We start from the raw sequence: 16,891 nt of genomic DNA on the forward strand, positions 1-16,891 counted from the left end.
CCCGCCACCCGTCCTCGCCGAACGCCGCCCGACGCGGCAGCTCATGGTGGGGTCGGTAGGCGTCGGCAGCGAGCACCCGATCTCCGTCCAGTCCATGACCACCACACTGACCGCGGACGTCAACGCCACGCTGCAGCAGATCGCCGAACTCACCGCGGCGGGCTGCGACATCGTGCGGGTGGCGTGCCCGTCCGCCGACGACGCCGAGGCGCTGCCCGCGATCGCGAAGAAGTCGCAGATCCCGGTGATCGCCGACATCCACTTCCAGCCGAAGTACGTGTTCGCGGCGATCGAGGCCGGCTGTGCCGCGGTCCGGGTGAACCCGGGCAACATCCGCAAGTTCGACGACCAGGTCAAGGAAATCGCGCAGGCGGCGAAGGACCACGGCACGCCGATCCGGATCGGCGTCAACGCGGGCTCGCTCGACAAGCGCCTGCTGGAGAAGTACGGCAAGGCCACGCCGGAGGCGCTGGCCGAGTCGGCCATGTGGGAGGCGTCGCTGTTCGCCGAGCACGACTTCCACGACATCAAGATCTCCGTCAAGCACAACGACCCGGTGGTCATGGTGCGCGCGTACGAGCTGCTCGCGGAGCAGTGCGACTATCCGCTGCACCTCGGCGTCACCGAGGCCGGGCCCGCGTTCCAGGGCACCATCAAGTCGGCGGTCGCCTTCGGGGCGCTGCTGCGCCAGGGCATCGGGGACACGATCCGCGTGTCGCTGTCCGCGCCGCCGGTCGAAGAGGTCAAGGTCGGCCAGCAGATCCTGCAGTCGCTGAACCTGCGGCCGCGCAAGCTGGAGATCGTGTCCTGCCCGTCCTGCGGCCGTGCCCAGGTGGACGTGTACAAGCTGGCCGACGAGGTCACGGCGGGCCTGGAAGGCATGGAGGTGCCGCTGCGCGTCGCCGTCATGGGCTGCGTCGTGAACGGCCCTGGCGAGGCGCGCGAAGCGGATCTCGGTGTCGCCAGCGGTAACGGCAAGGGCCAGATCTTCGTCAAGGGCGAGGTCATCAAGACCGTGCCGGAGCACCAGATCGTGGAGACCCTGATCGAAGAGGCGATGCGGATCGCCGAAGAGGCAGGGGAGACCGAGGGCAGCGGCGAGCCCACCGTCACGGTCGGGTAGCCGGGCCCGCGGCCGATGTCCCAGCCGGAGTGGGCAGTCCGTCCGCCGCATCCAGCGTTGCGGCGGCGGATTTCCCGCTACGTCGGGTACACGCAGCAGGGCGTCACCCTCACTGTCCATCGTGGACTCCCGTCCCGGCACGTCACGCTGATCATCAGCCTGGCGGACAAGATCCGGCTGCTCGGCCGCGCCGATTTCACCGCGCCCGTCGGCGGGATGCACGTCCGTCCGGCGTTGATCGGGCAGGACAGCTACCAGTGCGGGGTCCACGTCGAACTCGATCCACTCGGGATTCCCGCGCTGCTCGGGGTTTCCTCGGGTGAGCTGAGTGATCAGGTCGTGGAACTGGGTGACCTCGGGTCGCCGCGGCTGGCCCGGCTGCCGGAAAGGCTTGCGGCGGCGGAAAACTGGCCGCGCCGGTTCGACATCCTCGACGAGGTCTTCCTCGCCGAGGCCGCGGAGAACGAGCCCGCCCCGGAGGTGGATTGGGCGTGGCAGCGCATGATCCGCGCCGCCGGACGGGTCCGCGTGGCCACGCTCGCCGACGAGGTCGGCTGGAGCAGAAGGCATTTCGGTGAACGGTTCCGGCGTGAGCTAGGGCTTTCGCCGAAGCAGGCCGCCCGGGTGCTTCGCTTCGAGCGGGCGGGGGCGCTGCTGCGGCGCGGCCGGGCAGATCTCGCGGAGCTGGCGGTCGATTCCGGTTACTACGACCAGGCGCATCTGACCAACGAGTGGCGCGAGCTGGCCGGCTGTACGCCGGGCGTGTGGATCGCGGAGGAGCTCCCATTCCTCCAAGACCAGGACGGGGAGATGACCGCAGACTCGGGGGCATGACTGAATCAACCGTGTGGCCCGCGCTGCGCTACGACGACGCGCCGGCCGCTGTCCGCTTCCTCGTCGACGTCGCCGGGTTCCGGGAGGCCCTCGTCGTTCCGCACGAAAACGGGGACATCGTGCACGCCGAGCTGCGCTGGCCGGAGGGCGGCGGGGTGATGCTCGGCAGCACGAAGTTCTGCGAAGGCGTGCACGCGGAATTGAAGGCCGGGAGCGGCAACGTCTACGTGGTCACCGATCAGGTGGACGCCGTGCACGAGCGGATGCGGGCAGCGGGCACCGAGATCGCGGAGGCGCTCCACGACACCGAATTCGGCTCGCACACGTTCACCGCGCGGGACGGCGAGGGCAATTTCTGGACCTTCGGCACCTACCGCGGGGCTCCCTGAGCCGGTCGGTTTCTCGTTTGCGGGGGGTATCTGGCAATCTGGACGATGTGTTGCGGCTTGCCGGTGCACGGCTGCTCGGTGATCGGGACTACCCGGCGGTTCGTGCTGTCCTCGCAGCTGACCCCGTCGCGAGTTGCATGGTCAGCGCGCGGGTCGAGATAGCCGGGCTGGATCCGTGGCGGCTCGGCGGTGAGCTGTGGGCGGCCGACTACCGCGGCGCCCGCTCGCCCCGGCTGCCCGGCCTCTGCTTCTCCGGCCCGAACCTGATCCCCCTGCGCGGCAACGCCTCCGCGCTGCGGTCGTTCGCCGATCGCGCCCTGCGCAAGCAGCGGATCTGCTCCTCGCTGGTCGGCCCGTCCGAGCAGGTGCTGGGCCTTTGGGACGAGCTCGCCACCGAATGGGGCCCGGCCAGGGAAGTGCGCGCGGACCAGCCGCTGATGGCGCTGCGGGGTCAGCCCGCGGTGCCGGTCGACCCGCAGGTGCGCCCCGTCCGGCCGGACGAGCTGGACAGGTACCTGCCCGCGGCGATCGCGATGTTCATCGAGGAGGTCGGCGTCGACCCGCGCGCCGGCGACGGCGGCGCCAGCTACCGGGCCCGCGTGGCCGAGTTGATCGCCGGCGGCCGCGCGTTCGCCCGGTTCGAGGCCGGCGAAGTGGTGTTCAAAGCGGAGATCGGCGCGCTTTCCCGTGATGTCGGCCAGATCCAGGGCGTGTGGGTGAACCCGGACAAGCGCGGGCGCGGGCTGGGCACCGCGGGCACGGCTGCGGTGGCGAGCCGCCTGGTCAACAGCATGGGCCGCACGGCGAGCTTGTACGTGAACTCGTTCAACAGCCCCGCGCTCGCCTCCTACCGGCGGATCGGCTTCAGCCAGGTCGGCCGGTACGCCACGGTGTTGTTCTGAGTTCAGACGGGAGTCGTAGGCTGGAGGTATGTCCCAGCGTGCTCCGTTGAAGCCTGGCGTGCAGACGCCGCGCCGTCCGGTCCCTGCCAGCATTCCGCGCCCCGAGTACGTGGACAAGCCGGCGCCCAAGCGGGACAACGGCAACGGGGTGCGCACGCCCGAGGTCATCGAGGCGATGCGGGTGGCGAGCAAGATCGCGGCGCAGGCGCTGGAAGAAGGCGGCAAGGCCGTGAAACCGGGCGCCACCACCGACGACGTGGACAAGGTGGTGCACGAGTTCCTGCTCGACCACCACGCGTACCCGTCCACGCTGGGCTACCGGCACTTCCCGAAGTCCTGCTGCACCTCGCTGAACGAGGTGATCTGCCACGGGATCCCGGATTCGACGCCGATCGAAGACGGTGACATCTGCAATATCGACGTCACCGCGTACATCGGCGGCGTGCACGGCGACACGAACGCGACGTTCCTCGCCGGTGACGTCTCCGAGGAGGCGAAGCTGCTCGTCGAGCGCACGCACGAGGCCACGATGCGCGCGATCAAGGCGGTGCGGCCCGGGCGCCAGCTGAACGTGATCGGCCGGGTCATCGAGTCCTACGCCAAGCGGTTCGGCTACGGCGTGGTGCGCGATTTCACCGGGCACGGCGTCGGCCCCGCGTTCCACACCGCGCCGACGGTGCTGCACTACGAGGAGCCCTCGGTCGACACGGTGATCGAGCAGGGCATGACCTTCACCATCGAGCCGATGATCACCCTGGGCACCATCGACTACGACGTGTGGGACGACGACTGGACGGTGACCACGAAGGACAAGAAGTGGACCGCCCAGTTCGAGCACACGCTCGTGGTGACGGCTACCGGCGCGGAGATTCTGACTCTTCCCTGAGCAACAGCAGTTCCAGGAAGCCGGAGGCTTCGGCCACGGCGCGGGCGGGGTCGCGATCGGCGATCGCGGCGAGCAGCCCCCCGTGGCCGATCTCGACCTTCTCTTCGAGCGTGTCGTGTGACGTCGCCGCGACACTCGCGCTGATGGCTTCGCTCAGCCCGCGGTAGAGCTCGCTGAGCAACCCGTTGTGTCCACAGTGGACAACGTAGGTGTGGAACTCGGTGTCCGTGCGGACGAATTCCTCGTGGTTCTTCTCCTGCTGGGCGCGGTCGCGCTCGGCGAGCAGCTCGGTGAGCCGCGCCAGCTCCTCCTCCGTGCGCTCGGTGGCGGCCAGCCGCGCGCCCTCCACTTCGAGGCTGCGCCGCACCTGGAGCACCTCGCGCAGTTCTGAGCCGCACAGCCGGCGGATCGCGCCGGAGACCTCACTCGTCGCGCGTACGTAGGTGCCGTCGCCTTGCCGGACCTCCAGCAGGCCGCTGTGCGCGAGCGCGCGTACGGCTTCCCGCACCGTGTTCCGGCCGACGCCGAGCGTCTCCGCGAGCGCGGCTTCGGTCGGGATTCGTTCGCCGACGGCCCAGTCGCCCTGGCCGATGGCGTCACGGAGCTGGCCGATCACCTGGTCCACCAGGCCGGCCCGACGTGTCGTGGCTAACGGCACCCTATTAATCCCTTCACCCAATCATCCTATGTCTGTCATAGTAGCTGCTGTGGTCGATACTTCCGTGAAACACACGCCGCGAGTGCTCGTCGGCAGCGGTCTGCTCGGTGCCGCCGTGGTCCTCGCCGCGGTCAACCTCAGGCCTGCCGTGACCTCGGTCGGTTCGGTGCTGGACGAGATGCGGGACTCGCTCGGCGCGTCCTCCACCTGGGCCGGCGCGCTGACCACCGCGCCGGGCCTGTGTTTCGCCGCCGCCGGTTCGGCCGCACCCTGGGTGGCGAAGCGGGTCGGGATCGGCGGAGCGGTGGGCGCCGCGATGGCGTTGCTGACGGCCGGTCTGCTGCTGCGGGTGCTCGACGGGCAGTTCGTGGTGCTCGGCGGGACGCTGATCGCCACTGCCGGGATCGCGCTGGCGAACGTGCTGATCCCCGTCGTCGTCAAGGAGTCGTTCACCGCGCGGGTCGGGCTGATGACCGGGCTGTACACCGGTGCGCTGCAAGCCGGGGGCGCGCTCGGTTCGGCAGTGACGCCGCCACTCGGCACGTCTCTCGGCGGCTGGCGCCCCGCGTTGGCCGTCTGGGCCGTGCTGTCCGCGATCGCGCTCGTGATGTGGTTGGTGGCCGCCCGCAGCCGTCCCGGCGCGCGCACCGGCGCGGGTTCGCCGGACACCAGCGAGAAGAAGTCCTTGCTGCGCAACAAACTCGCGTGGATCGTCACGCTCTTCTTCGGCCTGCAGGCCTGCCTCGCCTACATCGTGATGGGCTGGCTGCCGCAGGTGCTGATCGACGCCGGGGTCAGCCGGGGCGACGCGGGCCTGCTCCTCGGCCTCGTGTCGATCATCGGGCTGCCGGTGAGCCTGATCGTGCCGCCGCTGGCCGCGCGCCAGGGGACCCAGAGCTGGTGGATCCTTGCGCTCGGGGTGTTCGGTTTCATCGGCACGCTGGGCGTGATGCTCGCTCCGGGCGCGGCGCCGGTGTTGTGGGCGTTGCTCCTCGGCCTGGGCATGAGCGTCTTCTCGCTCGCGCTGACCACCATCGCGCTGCGCTCGCGCACTGGCGGGGACACGGCGCGGCTATCCGGGATGGCGCAGGGCATCGGCTATCTGCTCGCCGCCGTGGGGCCGTTCCTGTTCGGACTGCTGCACGACCTGACCGGCGGCTGGACCGTGCCGTTCGTGCTGCTGCTGGTGGCCGTCGCCGGTCAGATGGCGTTCGGGTTCCTAGCTGGGCGGCCCAGCTATGTGTGAGGAGTGTCGCGGAGCGACTCCGTTGAGGGTGGTGGTGGGGAAGCGGCTGGCCCTAGATTCAGCAGGGCGTTCTCGATCAGCTCGGGCATCGCGGGGTGGATCCAGTACTGGCCGCGCGCCATCGTGTGCGCGTCCAGGCCGAAGCTCATCGCCTGGATCAGTGGCTGGATCACGGTGGACGCCTGCGGGCCGATGATGTGCGCGCCCAGGAGCTGCCCGGTTTCCGGGTCGGCGAGGAGTTTCGCGAAGCCCGTGGTGTCCTCCATCGCCCAGCCGTACGCGATCCCGGCGTAGTCCTGAGTGGATGTCACGTAGTTCACGCCGCGCCGCTTGGCTTCCTGCTCGGTCAGCCCGACCCCGGCGACCTGCGGGGAGCTGAACACGGCGTGCGGCACGAACCGGTGGTCGGCCTCGATCCTGGCGTCCGGGTGCAGCAGGTTGTGCTGTACCACCCTGGCTTCGTGGTTGGCCACGTGCTTGAGCTCGTACGGCGAGGAGATGTCGCCGAGCGCGTAGATCCCCTCGACCGCGGTCTGCTGGAACTCGTCGACGACCACGTGCCCACTGTCCATCGTGGACACTCCGGTGGCTGCGACGTCGAGCAGGTCGGAGTTCGGCGTGCGGCCCGTGGCGATCAGCAGCTGGTCGCCCTCGACGACCTCGCCGCCCGCCAGCTCCAGCGCGATACCCGAAGAGGTTCGCTTGGCGCGCAAGGTTTTGCGGTTCAGCCGGACGTCGAACCTCTTGGCTGCCAGCTCGGTGAAGCGGGCGCTGACGTCCTCGTCCTCGGCGCGCAGCAGCGCACCGGACCGTACGACCAGCGTGACGTTCACCCCGAAGGACGCGAAGACGTGCGCGAACTCGGCGGCGATGTACCCGCCGCCGACGATCACGAGCTTCGAGGGCAGCTCGTCGAGTCGCATGATCGTGTCGGAGGTGTGGTAGCCGGTCTCCTCGAGCCCTTCGATGTCCGGGATCACCGGACGGCCGCCCGCGGCGAGCACGAACCTGTCCGCCGTCACCGTCTCCGTGCGATCCGGGAGCGTGACCGTCAGCTCCTTGTGCCCGGTGAAGCGGCCTTGGCCCTCGTACACGGTCACGTTCGCGTTGTCCTCGTGCCCGATGCGGTACTCGCGGCCACCGGCGGCGATCGGGTCGATCCGGCCGAAGATCCTGTCCCGCACGTCGCGCCAGCGCACGTTCAGCAGCTCTTCGTCCACGCCGAGCCTGCTGCTGACCGAAGGCGTGGCGGCGACGTCGGCGGTGTGCACGAACATCTTGGTCGGGATGCAGCCCACGTTGAGGCAGGTGCCGCCGAACACGCCCTTCTCGACGATCGCCGTCTTCCAGTCGGCGAACCCGGGGCCGAGGATCGAGTTCCCGGATCCGGTGCCGACGATGACCAGGTCGTAGTGGGGCACGTTCATCCTCCGCGTGGTTCGCACTGCCATCACTGCCAACCCTGGCACGTCCGGCGTTGTTCCCTCACTCGCCGGTCGCGCTGAAGTGCATCCGGTCCGTGGGGTTCTGCCAGGCGCCGCCCCAGCTCCAGCCGATCGCCGCGAAATCGCGCACGGTCGAGTCGCCTGCCAGCACCATGCCGGGCCGCCGCCACGAGCGGTCGAGGTAGGCCGAGGCCAGCTCCGGCAGCACCAGATCGCCCTTGGTGTAGGGATTGCAGAACGGGTTCAGGTCGATCGCGAGCCCGTAGGCGTGCGCCGACCAGTTCGTCTGCCCGCGCACCGGCCGGCAGACGAAGGCGCTCGTGTTGTTGCCGTCTCCGGTCGGCGGAGCGTCGAGTTCGTCGGCGCGGGTGACGCGCATCTCCTCCAGCGGGAAATGTGCCGCGAACAACTGGCCAAACACTTTGGTCACGGCCTCCGCGACGGTCGCGTTGACGAGCATCTCACCGGTGTGCGCCTTGCCGTCGAACCCCCAGAACGACATCGTCAGGTAGCGCAGGTCCGTCGACTTCACGGGGCACGCGGCCTGCCAGGTGCTGCGCGCGAGCACGCTCTGGGGCACGGCGTTGACGGTGGCCGCGTACTGGCCGTTCGCCGGTGGCGGCAGGAAATCCGTCGTCGGCAGGCTCCGGTTTCGAAGCACCTGAGGGGTCGGCTCGATCTCGCCGAACCCGTCCTTGCGCAACGGCAGCGGATGCGCGCCGACCTGCCATGCGGCGGGCGCCGCCGTGGTCGCCGGTGCCGTCGTGGTCGTTTTCGGCGCTTCGGCTGTCGTGGTGACAGCGGGCGCGCTGCTGGTGGGAGCAGGCGCGGGCTGTCCCGTGGTGCCGCAGGCCGCGAGGCCGAACACGGCCACGAGAACCGCCACTGGGGAAAGACGCACGAGTCCCAGCTTGGCAGACCACCCGATTCAGTGACAGCACGTGGGCAGGTGTCTCGACTAGGGTACTTCCGGCTGCATTCTCACGCGCCGGAGTCTTCCGACAGCCGAGCGCGACCAGGCTTTGAGTACTCGGTGGAGGGGGATTCCCATGGCCAAGCACGCCCGTCGTGACCGCAGGTTCCGGCTGACTCTGGCGGCGGCCGCGGCCGTGGCCGCTTCGCTGCCCATCGCGGCGGTGGCCGCGACGTCGGGGTCTTCGGACTCCGCCACGCAGGCCAGGCCGTACATCGTCGGCGGACAGGAAGCGTCCATTCAGGACTATCCGTACGCGGTGTACCTGACCGACAGCAAGGGCAACCAGTTCTGCGGGGGCACGCTGGTCTCCTCGTCGGCGGTGGTCACGGCCGCGCACTGCGCGACGGCGATGAGCGAGTCCAATCTGCGCGTGGTCGCGGGCAGGCAGGACGAGAACGGCAGCGGCGGCGTGGTCACGAAGGTCACCGACGTGTGGACCGAGCCCGGGTACTCCGACCCCGGCAAGGGGGACGACGTGGCGGTGCTCAGCCTCGACAGGCAGGTGTCGTACCGGCCGGTGTCCCTGCCGGACAGCTCCGACCAGTCGCTGTACCGCGAGGGCACGAACGCGACGGTGGTGGGCTGGGGTCGCACGGCCGACGGCGGTGCTCGCTCCGAGGTGCTGCGCAAGGCGACCGTGCCGGTGGTCAGTGACGCGAGCTGCTCGCAGAGCTACAGCAACTACGACGCCAAGAGCATGGTCTGCGCGGGATACCCGCAGGGTGGCACGGACGCCTGCCAAGGTGACTCCGGCGGCCCGCTGCTGGTGGGGGACACGCTGATCGGCATCGTGTCCTGGGGCGACGGATGCGCGCAGGCGGGCAAGCCCGGCGTGTACGCCCGGGTGTCGACGTACGCCAACGACATCAAGGCGCAGTCGCAGAAGCGTTCCCTGCTCTGGTAGTCAGGACGTGTGAACGTCCCGGGAACGGAACTGAGTGCGAGCCGGCTGTACGACATCCTCCGGCTGCGCGTCGATGTGTTCGTCGTCGAGCAGAACTGCCCGTACCCCGAGCTGGACGGGCGTGACATCCGCGCGGACACGCGGCATTTCTGGATCGAGGGTGAGCACGGGGTCGACGCGTACCTGCGGGTGCTGACCGAGCCGGGTGGCTACCGTGTCGGCCGTGTGGTCACTGCCAAGCACGCTCGCGGGCAGGGCCTCGCCGCGCGGCTCATGACGGCGGCGGTCGAGCTGATCGGTGACGAGCCGAGCGTCCTCGACGCGCAGACGTACGCGCAGGGCTTCTACGCGAAGTTCGGGTACGTGCCCGAGGGCGAAGTGTTCGAAGAGGACGGCATCCCGCACATCACGATGTGGCGCCGCGTGGCGCCGAACCGCTGATCACCTTCACCGCACTGTCCACATCGGACTCGGTGAGGCTCGCGCGCGCCGTCAGCCGCAGCCGGGAGACGCCGTCCGGCACCGCCGGCGGCCGGAAGCAGCCCACGCGCACACCCTGCTCGGCGCAGCAAGCGGCCCACGCGACGGCCTCCTCGGCCGACGGAGCCCGCACCGAGAGCACGCCTGCCTGCGGCTCGCTGACCTGGAACTTGTTGTCCCGCAACTGTTCCGCGATCCGGCTGGCGTTGAGCACCACCTTCTCCGGCAGCTCCGGCTCGGATTTCAGCACCCCGAGCGCGGCGAGCGCGGTGGCGGCGCTGGCAGGTGCGAGCCCGGTGTCGAACATGAAGCTGCGCGCGTTGTCCACCACGTGCTTGATCACCCGGCGCGGCCCCACCACGGCGCCGCCCTGCGCGCCCAGCGCCTTCGACAGCGGGATGAGCGTGACGACGTCCGGCTGACCGGCCAGCCCGGCGGCGTGCACGGCGCCCCGGCCTCCGTCGCCGAGCACGCCGAACCCGTGCGCGTCGTCCACCAGGAGCGCCGTGCTGTGCTCGCGGCACACCTGCGACAGCTCCTCCAGCGGCGCGCTGTCACCGTCCACGGAGAACACCGAATCGGTCACCACGAGCGCCCTCGGCTTCCGCCGCGTCGCGAGCGCGTTCTTGATCGCGGGCACGTCGTTGTGGTTCATCGCCGCCACTTCGGCGCGGGAAAGCCTGCAGCCGTCGATCAGCGAGGGGTGAATGTGCTTGTCGGCGATGATCGCCGCTTCGGCGCCGGAAAGCGTTGTCACCGCACCCAGGTTCGCGGTGAACTCCGAAGAGAACACCAGAGCCGCCTGGGCCCCGCAGAACCGCGCCAGCTCATGCTCCAACTCCGCGTGCAGCTCCGTCGAACCCGTCACCAGGCGGGAACCCGTCGAGCCCGCGCCCCAGCGCAACGCGGCGGCCGCCGCGGCCCCGGCCACCCGCTTGTCGTGCGCCAGCCCGAGATAGTCCTCGCCCGCGAGATCCAGTTCCTTCGCGGCGGCGGGGCGGGGGATCAGCCTGTGCGCCAGTCCGGCACCGGATCGCTTGTCCGCCTCGGCATCCAGCCAGTCGAAGACCTGCTCGGGCGTTGAACTCTGGGCTGCATCCACCCGGGCATCTTCTCAGTCTCGCCCACCGAAACGGATGAAGGCCACCGGCACCAGCGTGCCGATGGCCTTCACCTGCGATTACCGATCAGTCGCGTGTCCGGCGCGAGGGGCCACGCCCGTCACGCCGCGGCGGACGGGGCCCGCCGTCGCGGAAACCGCCCTGGCGGTGCCCGCCGCCGAAGCCGCGCGAACGACCACCCTGGCGGTGGTCACCACGCGGGCCACGCCGCTGCGGCTCGTGGCGCCGCTCCGGCACCGGCACGCCGCTCGGCTCGCGAGCGCCGGTGACGCGGGACAGTTCCTGGTCGCCCGGCCGGACGACGGAGGACTCCGCGCGCACGCCGGCGCGCTCGGTCATCCGCCGGACCGTGCGGCGCTGGTCAGGCGTGACCAGCGTGACCACGACACCGGACGCCCCGGCGCGCGCGGTGCGGCCCGCGCGGTGCAGGTAGTCCTTGTGGTCGGCCGCCGGGTCGACGTGCAGCACCAGGCTGACGTCGTCGACGTGGATACCGCGGGCGGCGACGTCGGTGGCGACCAGCACCGGGGTGTGGCCTTCCTTGAAGTCGGCGAGCACGCGGTTGCGCTGGCCCTGGGTCTTGCCGCCGTGCAGCGCGCCCGCGGCGACGCCCTTGGCGCGCAGCCGCTCGGCCAGCCTGTCCACGTGGTGCTTGGTGCGCACGAACATGATCGTGCGGCCGTCGCGGGCGCCGATCTTCGTGATCACGGCCTGCTTGTCCTGGTGGGTCACCTGGAACACGTAGTGGTCCATGGTGTCCACGCTCGCCGTGACCGGGGCGACCGAGTGCTCGACCGGGTCGGTCAGGTACCGGTCGACCAGCTTCTTGACGTCACCGTCGAGAGTGGCCGAGAACAGCAGCCGCTGCCCGCCCTGCGGGGTGAGGTCGAGGATCTCCCGCACCTGCGGCAGGAAGCCCATGTCGGCCATCTGGTCGGCCTCGTCGAGCGCGATGAAGTTCGTGTCCGACAGGATGCAGGTGCCCTGGCGCACGTGGTCCGACAGCCGGCCCGGGGTGGCGATCAGCAGGTCGACGCCGCGGTTGAGCACGTCGGCCTGGCGGGTGAAGGCCATCCCGCCGACGGCGGTGCGGCACCACAGGCCCATCGCCTTGGCCAGCGGGGCGAGCGAGTCGGCGACTTGCATCGCCAGTTCGCGGGTGGGGACGAGGACGAGGGCGCGCGGCCGCTTCGGCCGCGCCTTGCCGCCGCCGAGCCTGCCCAGCAGGGCCAGGCCGAAGGCCAGCGTCTTGCCCGAACCGGTCTGCGCCCGGCCCAGCACGTCACGCCCGGCGAGCGCGTCGGGCAGGGTGGCGGACTGGATCGGGAAGGGGGCGTCGATCCCGGCCTCGCGCAGCGCCTTCAGCAGCGGCTGCGGGAGGTTCAGGTCGGCGAACGAGGTCACCGAAGTGGACTCGAAGGTGATGCTCACTAACTGCCTCTCGGACGTGGCACGTCACAAGGGAGGCCCAACTGCCCGGCATGGCGCAGGGCGCAGTGTTGTCCTGGGCGTTCACAGGGACGGACCCGGCGCTCGGTGCGCCGTTGGTGGGTGGATTACCGCGAGCCACTCATTGCCTGGCTTTGGCCGCGAAGAAACAACACTCCACGCCGCCGGTTGCGGTCTGTGATCAGTCTAGCGGAGTGACCGCGTTCACCGGAGACCGGCCCGATTTCGTAGCCGCTCCAGTACTGCCGGTAGTTCCACGTGCTGACCACGTGTGGTGAACCAGCGGGCCACGGTGCTCGCGTCCCGTTCAAGGTACTCCGCTCCGGCCGGGTTGGCGATCACGTCCACGACCTGCGGCAGATCGATCAGCATCAGGGTGCCGCGGTGCACGAGGATGTTGTAGGGCGAGAGGTCGCCGTGCGCGAGCCCTTCCCCGGCGAGCAGCTCCATCGCCCGCAGTGCCTGGAACCACAGGTGATCGAGTTCTTCGGGCTCGGGCCTGAGCTGCGCCAGCCGCGGCGCGGCGGTGCCGTCCTCGTCCCCGAGGAACTCCAGCAGCAGTTCGGTTCCGTTGCGCTGCACCGGGTACGGCACCGGGACGCCGACTGTCCACAAGCGACTCAACGCGGCGAACTCGGCGGCGGCCCACTGCTCGGCGATCAGGTTGCGGCCGAAGGACGTCCGCCCCGCCATCGCCCGGTTCTCGCGGGACCGGCGCATTCGCCGTCCTTCGAGGTAGCCGGCGTCACGATGGAACTGGCGATGCTCGGCGGCGCGGTAGCGTTTCGCCGCCAGGAGACTGCTCCGATCGTCACCCGGTATGCCGCGGCGCAGCAGGTGCACGTCGGCTTCCTTGCCGGTCTTGAGGATGCCGAGCTCGGTGTCCACGGCGGCCAGCTCGGTGACCAGCCAGTCCGGGTATGGACGGGGCCCGCGTTCCCCGGTGTCCCAGGTCGAGTAGCGGGTTTCCGGTTCCGCGTGGGCGTTTTCGCGGAGCTCGGCGCGCCGGGCGCGTTCGCGTTCGGTGAGGCGGCCGCGGCGGGTGTACGGGTCTTCTTCGTCGTCGAAACGGGCGCGTTCGCGCATGGTGGGTTTCTCCTGCCGGAAGGTGCACCCACCGGGCACGTCAGCCGGCGGGCGGAGGGAGGTGAAGGGCGCGGGGCAGCACGAAGACAGTCATCAGGCGTCCTCCTTTCCGTCCGGGAGGCATCGAGCATGAGGTGTGACGCGGACGCGGCGCAACCGATTTACGGCAGACTGGCGAGCATGCGTGTGATCGTCATCGGATCCGGGATCGCCGGTGCCAGCGTCGCTTATCAGCTTGCCCGGCGAGGTGCCGAGGCCGTGATCGTAGAGGCGGAGCGAGAAGGGCTTGCGACGGCGGCCGGAGCCGGCATCGTCTGCCCGTGGACGGCGCGTTCGGCGGAGACCTACCAGGCCGCCTCCCGAGCCGCGGCGTACTACCCGGAGCTGATTGGCGAGCTGGCCGAGGACGGCTGGCGGGACACGTCGTTCGAAGTGGTCGGCGGGATGGTCGTGTCCGCCGACGAGACAGAATTGCGCGAGGCGTACCAACGGATTTCCTCGCGTGCTGCGGCAGCTCCCGCGGCGGGTGAAGTGCGGCGCCTCGATCCGGGCGAGGCGCGTTCGCTGTTCCCGGCTCTGGCGCCGGAACTGGGCGCGGTGCACGTCGCGGGCGGCGGCCGGGTGGATGGCCGTCAGCTGCGACGCACACTGCTGTCGGCGGCGGCCGCGCGAGGGGTACAGACCATTGTCGGAGAGGCCGGTCTCGTCGACGGCGGTGTCGTCGTCAACGGGGAGAAGCTGGCCGCGGACAAGGTCGTTGTTGCGGCCGGGGCGTGGAGCGCGGAACTGGTGCCGTCGATCGCTGTGGCGCCGCAGCGAGGGCAGATCAGCCATTTTGAGCTGCCGGGCGCGGACACTTCGCCGTGGCCGGTGGTGCTGCCCGTGTCGAGTCACTACCTGTTGGCTTTCCCCGGCTCGCGCGTGGTGGCCGGCGCGACGAGGGAGACGGGTTCGGGCTTCGACTACCGGATCACCGCGGCCGGGCAACGCGAAGTGCTCGACCATGCGCTGCGCGTCGCCCCGGGCCTCGCCGATGCGACGCTGGTAGAGACCCGGGTCGGCTTCCGGCCGGCGACCGAGGACGGGCTCCCGGTGCTCGGGCCGCTCGATGACCGGCCGGATGTGTTGCTGGCCACCGGTTTCGGGGCGGGCGGGCTGACATTGGCGCCGTACGCGGGCAGTCTCGTCGCGGCACTCGCGCTGGGGGAGCGGCCGGAACTGGATCTGACCCCGTACCGGCCAGGGCGGTTCGCCGCGGGATGATGCGCGGGGGTCAGTGCTCGGTCACGAGCTCCAGTTCGTTGTCGCCGGTGCGCTCGATCGCGAACCCGGCCCTGGACGCCACGCCGAGCAGACCCTCCACAGTGGACGGTTCGCGCCCGGCTTTGGCCAGCGCGGCGGCGAGCTTGCCCTTGTATGCCTTGTTGTGGTGGCTGACGACCTTGCCTGCCGGGGTGACGACCCGCACGGTGACGGAGCCGGGGATGCGCGCCAGGGCGGCGTAGGCGCCGGAGCGGAGGTCGACGATCAGCTCGTCCATACCGGCGAAAACCGGCTCGAGCGCGGGGCGCCAGAGGCCGCGCAGCGTGCCGAGCGACGGCAGCGACGACCCGCCGGAAAGCCGGTAGGCCGGGATCCGGTCGGCGGCGCGGGCTATGCCGAAGAGCGCGGAGGCGACGGCGAGGCGCTGTTCGGCCTTGGCTAGCTGGCTCTTCGTGAAGCCGCCGATGTCCAGCGCGTCGTAGAGCACGCCCGTGTAGCGCTCGAGCGCGGGCAGCGTGGGGGAGGAGTGCAGTGCGGCGTTGCGTGCCACTTCGTCCTCCTGACGCGGCGACAAGTCCAGCGCGCGAAGGCTGGCGGGTACGTCGCCGGCGAGGTCGACGAGCGCGTCCGCGAGCTTGCGGCGGACGGGGTTCAGCTCCGGGAAGGAGAGCCCGTCGATGTCGAGCGCGGGCCCGTCCCCGCCGGGCGCCTTGGTTTCGGAGGGAGGAAGCAACACGAGCACGTCTGCAGGTTAACCGTTGGTGAAGTACCGGTCGTTGACTGTGCCCGGTGACGGCGGCGCGCGCCGTGTCATCGGTCGAGGTCTTTGCGCATGCAGAGCCGCGGCCAGCGGTCGAGCCCGACTCGGGTCTCGTGCTCGCGGATTTCGCGGAGGCCCGGGGTGAGCGCGTCGTCGGCCAGGCGGTGGAAGCCGCATCTTTCGTAGTAGGGCGCGTTCCACGGCACGTCGGCGAAGGTGGTCAGGGTCAGTGCCGGAAGGGCGTTGGTGCGGGCGTAGTCGGCGGCGCGGTCGAGGAGGGTGCGGCCGATGCCCCGGCGCGCGTTGTCGGCGTGGACGGAGAGCTGTTCGATGTGCAGGTTGCCGTCGACGGGCTCGGCGACCAGGTAGGCGACGGGCCGATCGGCGTCGTCCACCGACACCCAGGCCCGGCCGGCCCTCTGGTACCGCCCAAGCTCGGCGATCGACGGCGGCTCATCGTCGGCGATGGCCGCCATGCCGATCTCGCGGAAGGGCGCGCCCGCCGACCGCTCGATGTCCCGCAGGGTCGGCAGATCGGCCACCGTCACCCGGCGAATACGCATCCGACCCCCCGAACTCGCCCCGGCTGTCGCGGCGCGCGCGATGCCGGTTCTGCGTTCTCCGTTCTGCGGCTTTGCTGTGCTGCTGTGCTGCTGCGTTGCTGTGTTGCTGCCCAGTCTCCTCGCCATGAGGCCGCGAGCGCACCCGGCTTTCTGTGCAGGCCCCCGGCGGCCGCCTTCTCGCGGATGGTTCCAGCGTTGCCTTCTCTGGTGGATGCCTTAGGCGGTCGGTGCGCCGCCTTTGGCTTGGTGGGCCTCGTTCCGGCGCTGCTGACGTGAGAGGTGGCCTGCGCTGCCGCGAGGCGTGGTGGGCCGTTGTTCGCTGTCTGTCGAGGGAGACAGTGGCAGCGCACATGCGCTGCGGAGATGGGCGGTGGCCCGCGTTCCACGCGTTGGCCGGGCGGGCAGTGCCAGCGGCGTAGGCGCACTTCGGGCGTGGGCGGTGGCAGCGGCGTTGGCGCGCTGCGGGCGTGGGCGGTGGCTCGCGTTTTGGCCGCTGCTGAGAGGGGAGGTGGCCCGTGTTCGGCCGCTGTCGAGACGCGTGGCGAGCCGCGTTCGGGCCCTGTCGAGGTGCGATCCAGTGTTCGTGCGCGGCGGAGGGCGAGCGGTGGCCTGCGTTCGTGCGTTGCGGGCGTGGGCGGCGGCTCGCGTTCGGTCGTTGAGGCGCGTGTCCGGTGCTGTCCAGGTGGGCGAGGGCGATGTTGGTGCGTTCCAGGTGGGCAGGGGTGATGTTGGTGCGTCGCGGAAGTGGGCGGTGGCCTGCGTTCGTGCGTTGCGGTGGCGCGTGGCGGCTGGTGTGCGGGCATGGT

17 protein-coding genes are annotated in these 16,891 nt (G+C 70.4%); 9 read left to right on the forward strand and 8 right to left on the reverse strand.

All coding sequences use genetic code 11. The annotated features are described in order from the left end of the window. From ispG to map, 5 genes are all read left to right on the forward strand, one after another. Positions 1-1,123, forward strand: a 1,123-nt coding sequence (gene ispG, locus FPZ12_RS15520; protein WP_144751343.1) for a flavodoxin-dependent (E)-4-hydroxy-3-methylbut-2-enyl-diphosphate synthase, incomplete at its 5' end; no start/stop codon positions are given. A gap of 15 nt (positions 1,124-1,138) precedes the next feature. Next, on the forward strand, positions 1,139-1,957 hold the full coding sequence (locus FPZ12_RS15525) for a helix-turn-helix domain-containing protein (RefSeq protein ID WP_144751340.1): 819 nt from the start codon (positions 1,139-1,141) through the stop codon (positions 1,955-1,957). Beyond that, positions 1,954-2,346 (forward strand): VOC family protein, encoded by a 393-nt coding sequence (locus FPZ12_RS15530; RefSeq protein ID WP_144751337.1) that lies wholly within the window; start codon positions 1,954-1,956, stop codon positions 2,344-2,346. The genes FPZ12_RS15525 and FPZ12_RS15530 overlap by 4 nt, the downstream gene beginning before the upstream one ends. 47 nt (positions 2,347-2,393) lie before the next feature. Beyond that, positions 2,394-3,248, forward strand: a complete 855-nt coding sequence (locus FPZ12_RS15535; RefSeq protein ID WP_144751334.1) for a GNAT family N-acetyltransferase — start codon at positions 2,394-2,396, stop codon at positions 3,246-3,248. 28 nt (positions 3,249-3,276) lie between these two features. Further along, positions 3,277-4,134, forward strand: coding sequence for a type I methionyl aminopeptidase (map, locus tag FPZ12_RS15540; protein ID WP_144751331.1), 858 nt, complete (start codon positions 3,277-3,279; stop codon positions 4,132-4,134). Here the strand turns inward: map and FPZ12_RS15545 are convergent. Beyond that, complete coding sequence (locus tag FPZ12_RS15545) at positions 4,103-4,792, reverse strand: FadR/GntR family transcriptional regulator (RefSeq protein WP_144751327.1); 690 nt, start codon at positions 4,790-4,792, stop codon at positions 4,103-4,105. The genes map and FPZ12_RS15545 overlap by 32 nt on opposite strands. Positions 4,793-4,820: 28 nt before the next feature. Here FPZ12_RS15545 and FPZ12_RS15550 point away from each other — a divergent pair, with 28 nt between their 5' ends. Continuing rightward, entirely contained in the window at positions 4,821-6,038 is a 1,218-nt protein-coding gene (locus FPZ12_RS15550) for a CynX/NimT family MFS transporter (protein WP_144751324.1), read from the forward strand. On the opposite strand, the gene FPZ12_RS15555 is transcribed toward FPZ12_RS15550, so the two are convergent. Both FPZ12_RS15555 and FPZ12_RS15560 read right to left on the reverse strand, forming a co-directional pair. Next, complete coding sequence (locus FPZ12_RS15555) at positions 6,029-7,459, reverse strand: mycothione reductase (RefSeq protein WP_144751351.1); 1,431 nt, start codon at positions 7,457-7,459, stop codon at positions 6,029-6,031. The genes FPZ12_RS15550 and FPZ12_RS15555 overlap by 10 nt on opposite strands. Positions 7,460-7,523: 64 nt before the next feature. Then, a complete protein-coding gene (locus FPZ12_RS15560; protein ID WP_144751348.1) occupies positions 7,524-8,369 on the reverse strand; it encodes a M15 family metallopeptidase in 846 nt (281 codons plus the stop codon). 163 nt (positions 8,370-8,532) lie between these two features. Here FPZ12_RS15560 and FPZ12_RS15565 point away from each other — a divergent pair, with 163 nt between their 5' ends. Both FPZ12_RS15565 and FPZ12_RS15570 read left to right on the forward strand, forming a co-directional pair. Next, complete coding sequence (locus FPZ12_RS15565; protein ID WP_144751320.1) at positions 8,533-9,363, forward strand: S1 family peptidase; 831 nt, start codon at positions 8,533-8,535, stop codon at positions 9,361-9,363. A gap of 9 nt (positions 9,364-9,372) precedes the next feature. Further along, the gene (locus FPZ12_RS15570; RefSeq protein WP_144751317.1) at positions 9,373-9,804 is read left to right on the forward strand and encodes a GNAT family N-acetyltransferase; all 432 of its coding nucleotides are present in this window, start codon (positions 9,373-9,375) and stop codon (positions 9,802-9,804) included. On the opposite strand, the gene FPZ12_RS15575 is transcribed toward FPZ12_RS15570, so the two are convergent. The 3 genes from FPZ12_RS15575 to FPZ12_RS15585 form a co-directional block, all read right to left on the reverse strand. Continuing rightward, positions 9,770-10,945: an 8-amino-7-oxononanoate synthase gene (locus FPZ12_RS15575; RefSeq protein WP_144751314.1), complete on the reverse strand. Its 1,176-nt coding sequence runs from the start codon at positions 10,943-10,945 to the stop codon at positions 9,770-9,772. The genes FPZ12_RS15570 and FPZ12_RS15575 overlap by 35 nt on opposite strands. Positions 10,946-11,030: 85 nt before the next feature. After that, positions 11,031-12,395: a DEAD/DEAH box helicase gene (locus tag FPZ12_RS15580; protein WP_144751312.1), complete on the reverse strand. Its 1,365-nt coding sequence runs from the start codon at positions 12,393-12,395 to the stop codon at positions 11,031-11,033. Positions 12,396-12,617: 222 nt separating this feature from the next. Next, positions 12,618-13,499, reverse strand: a complete 882-nt coding sequence (locus FPZ12_RS15585) for a serine protein kinase RIO (protein WP_144751309.1) — start codon at positions 13,497-13,499, stop codon at positions 12,618-12,620. 180 nt (positions 13,500-13,679) lie between these two features. On the opposite strand from FPZ12_RS15585, the gene FPZ12_RS15590 reads away from it, so the two are divergent. Continuing rightward, on the forward strand, positions 13,680-14,762 hold the full coding sequence (locus tag FPZ12_RS15590) for an NAD(P)/FAD-dependent oxidoreductase (RefSeq protein ID WP_144751306.1): 1,083 nt from the start codon (positions 13,680-13,682) through the stop codon (positions 14,760-14,762). A gap of 10 nt (positions 14,763-14,772) precedes the next feature. Here the strand turns inward: FPZ12_RS15590 and yaaA are convergent, their stop codons facing one another. Both yaaA and FPZ12_RS15600 read right to left on the reverse strand, forming a co-directional pair. Further along, on the reverse strand, positions 14,773-15,504 hold the full coding sequence (gene yaaA / locus FPZ12_RS15595; RefSeq protein ID WP_144751303.1) for a peroxide stress protein YaaA: 732 nt from the start codon (positions 15,502-15,504) through the stop codon (positions 14,773-14,775). A gap of 68 nt (positions 15,505-15,572) precedes the next feature. Continuing rightward, positions 15,573-16,085 carry a GNAT family N-acetyltransferase gene (locus tag FPZ12_RS15600; RefSeq protein ID WP_144751300.1) on the reverse strand — a complete coding sequence of 171 codons (513 nt, stop codon included), beginning with the start codon at positions 16,083-16,085 and terminating at the stop codon, positions 15,573-15,575. Positions 16,086-16,891: the final 806 nt, after the last annotated feature.

The sequence above is a fragment of the Amycolatopsis acidicola genome, assembly GCF_007713735.2.
In the GTDB taxonomy this organism is placed as follows: domain Bacteria; phylum Actinomycetota; class Actinomycetes; order Mycobacteriales; family Pseudonocardiaceae; genus Amycolatopsis_E; species Amycolatopsis_E acidicola.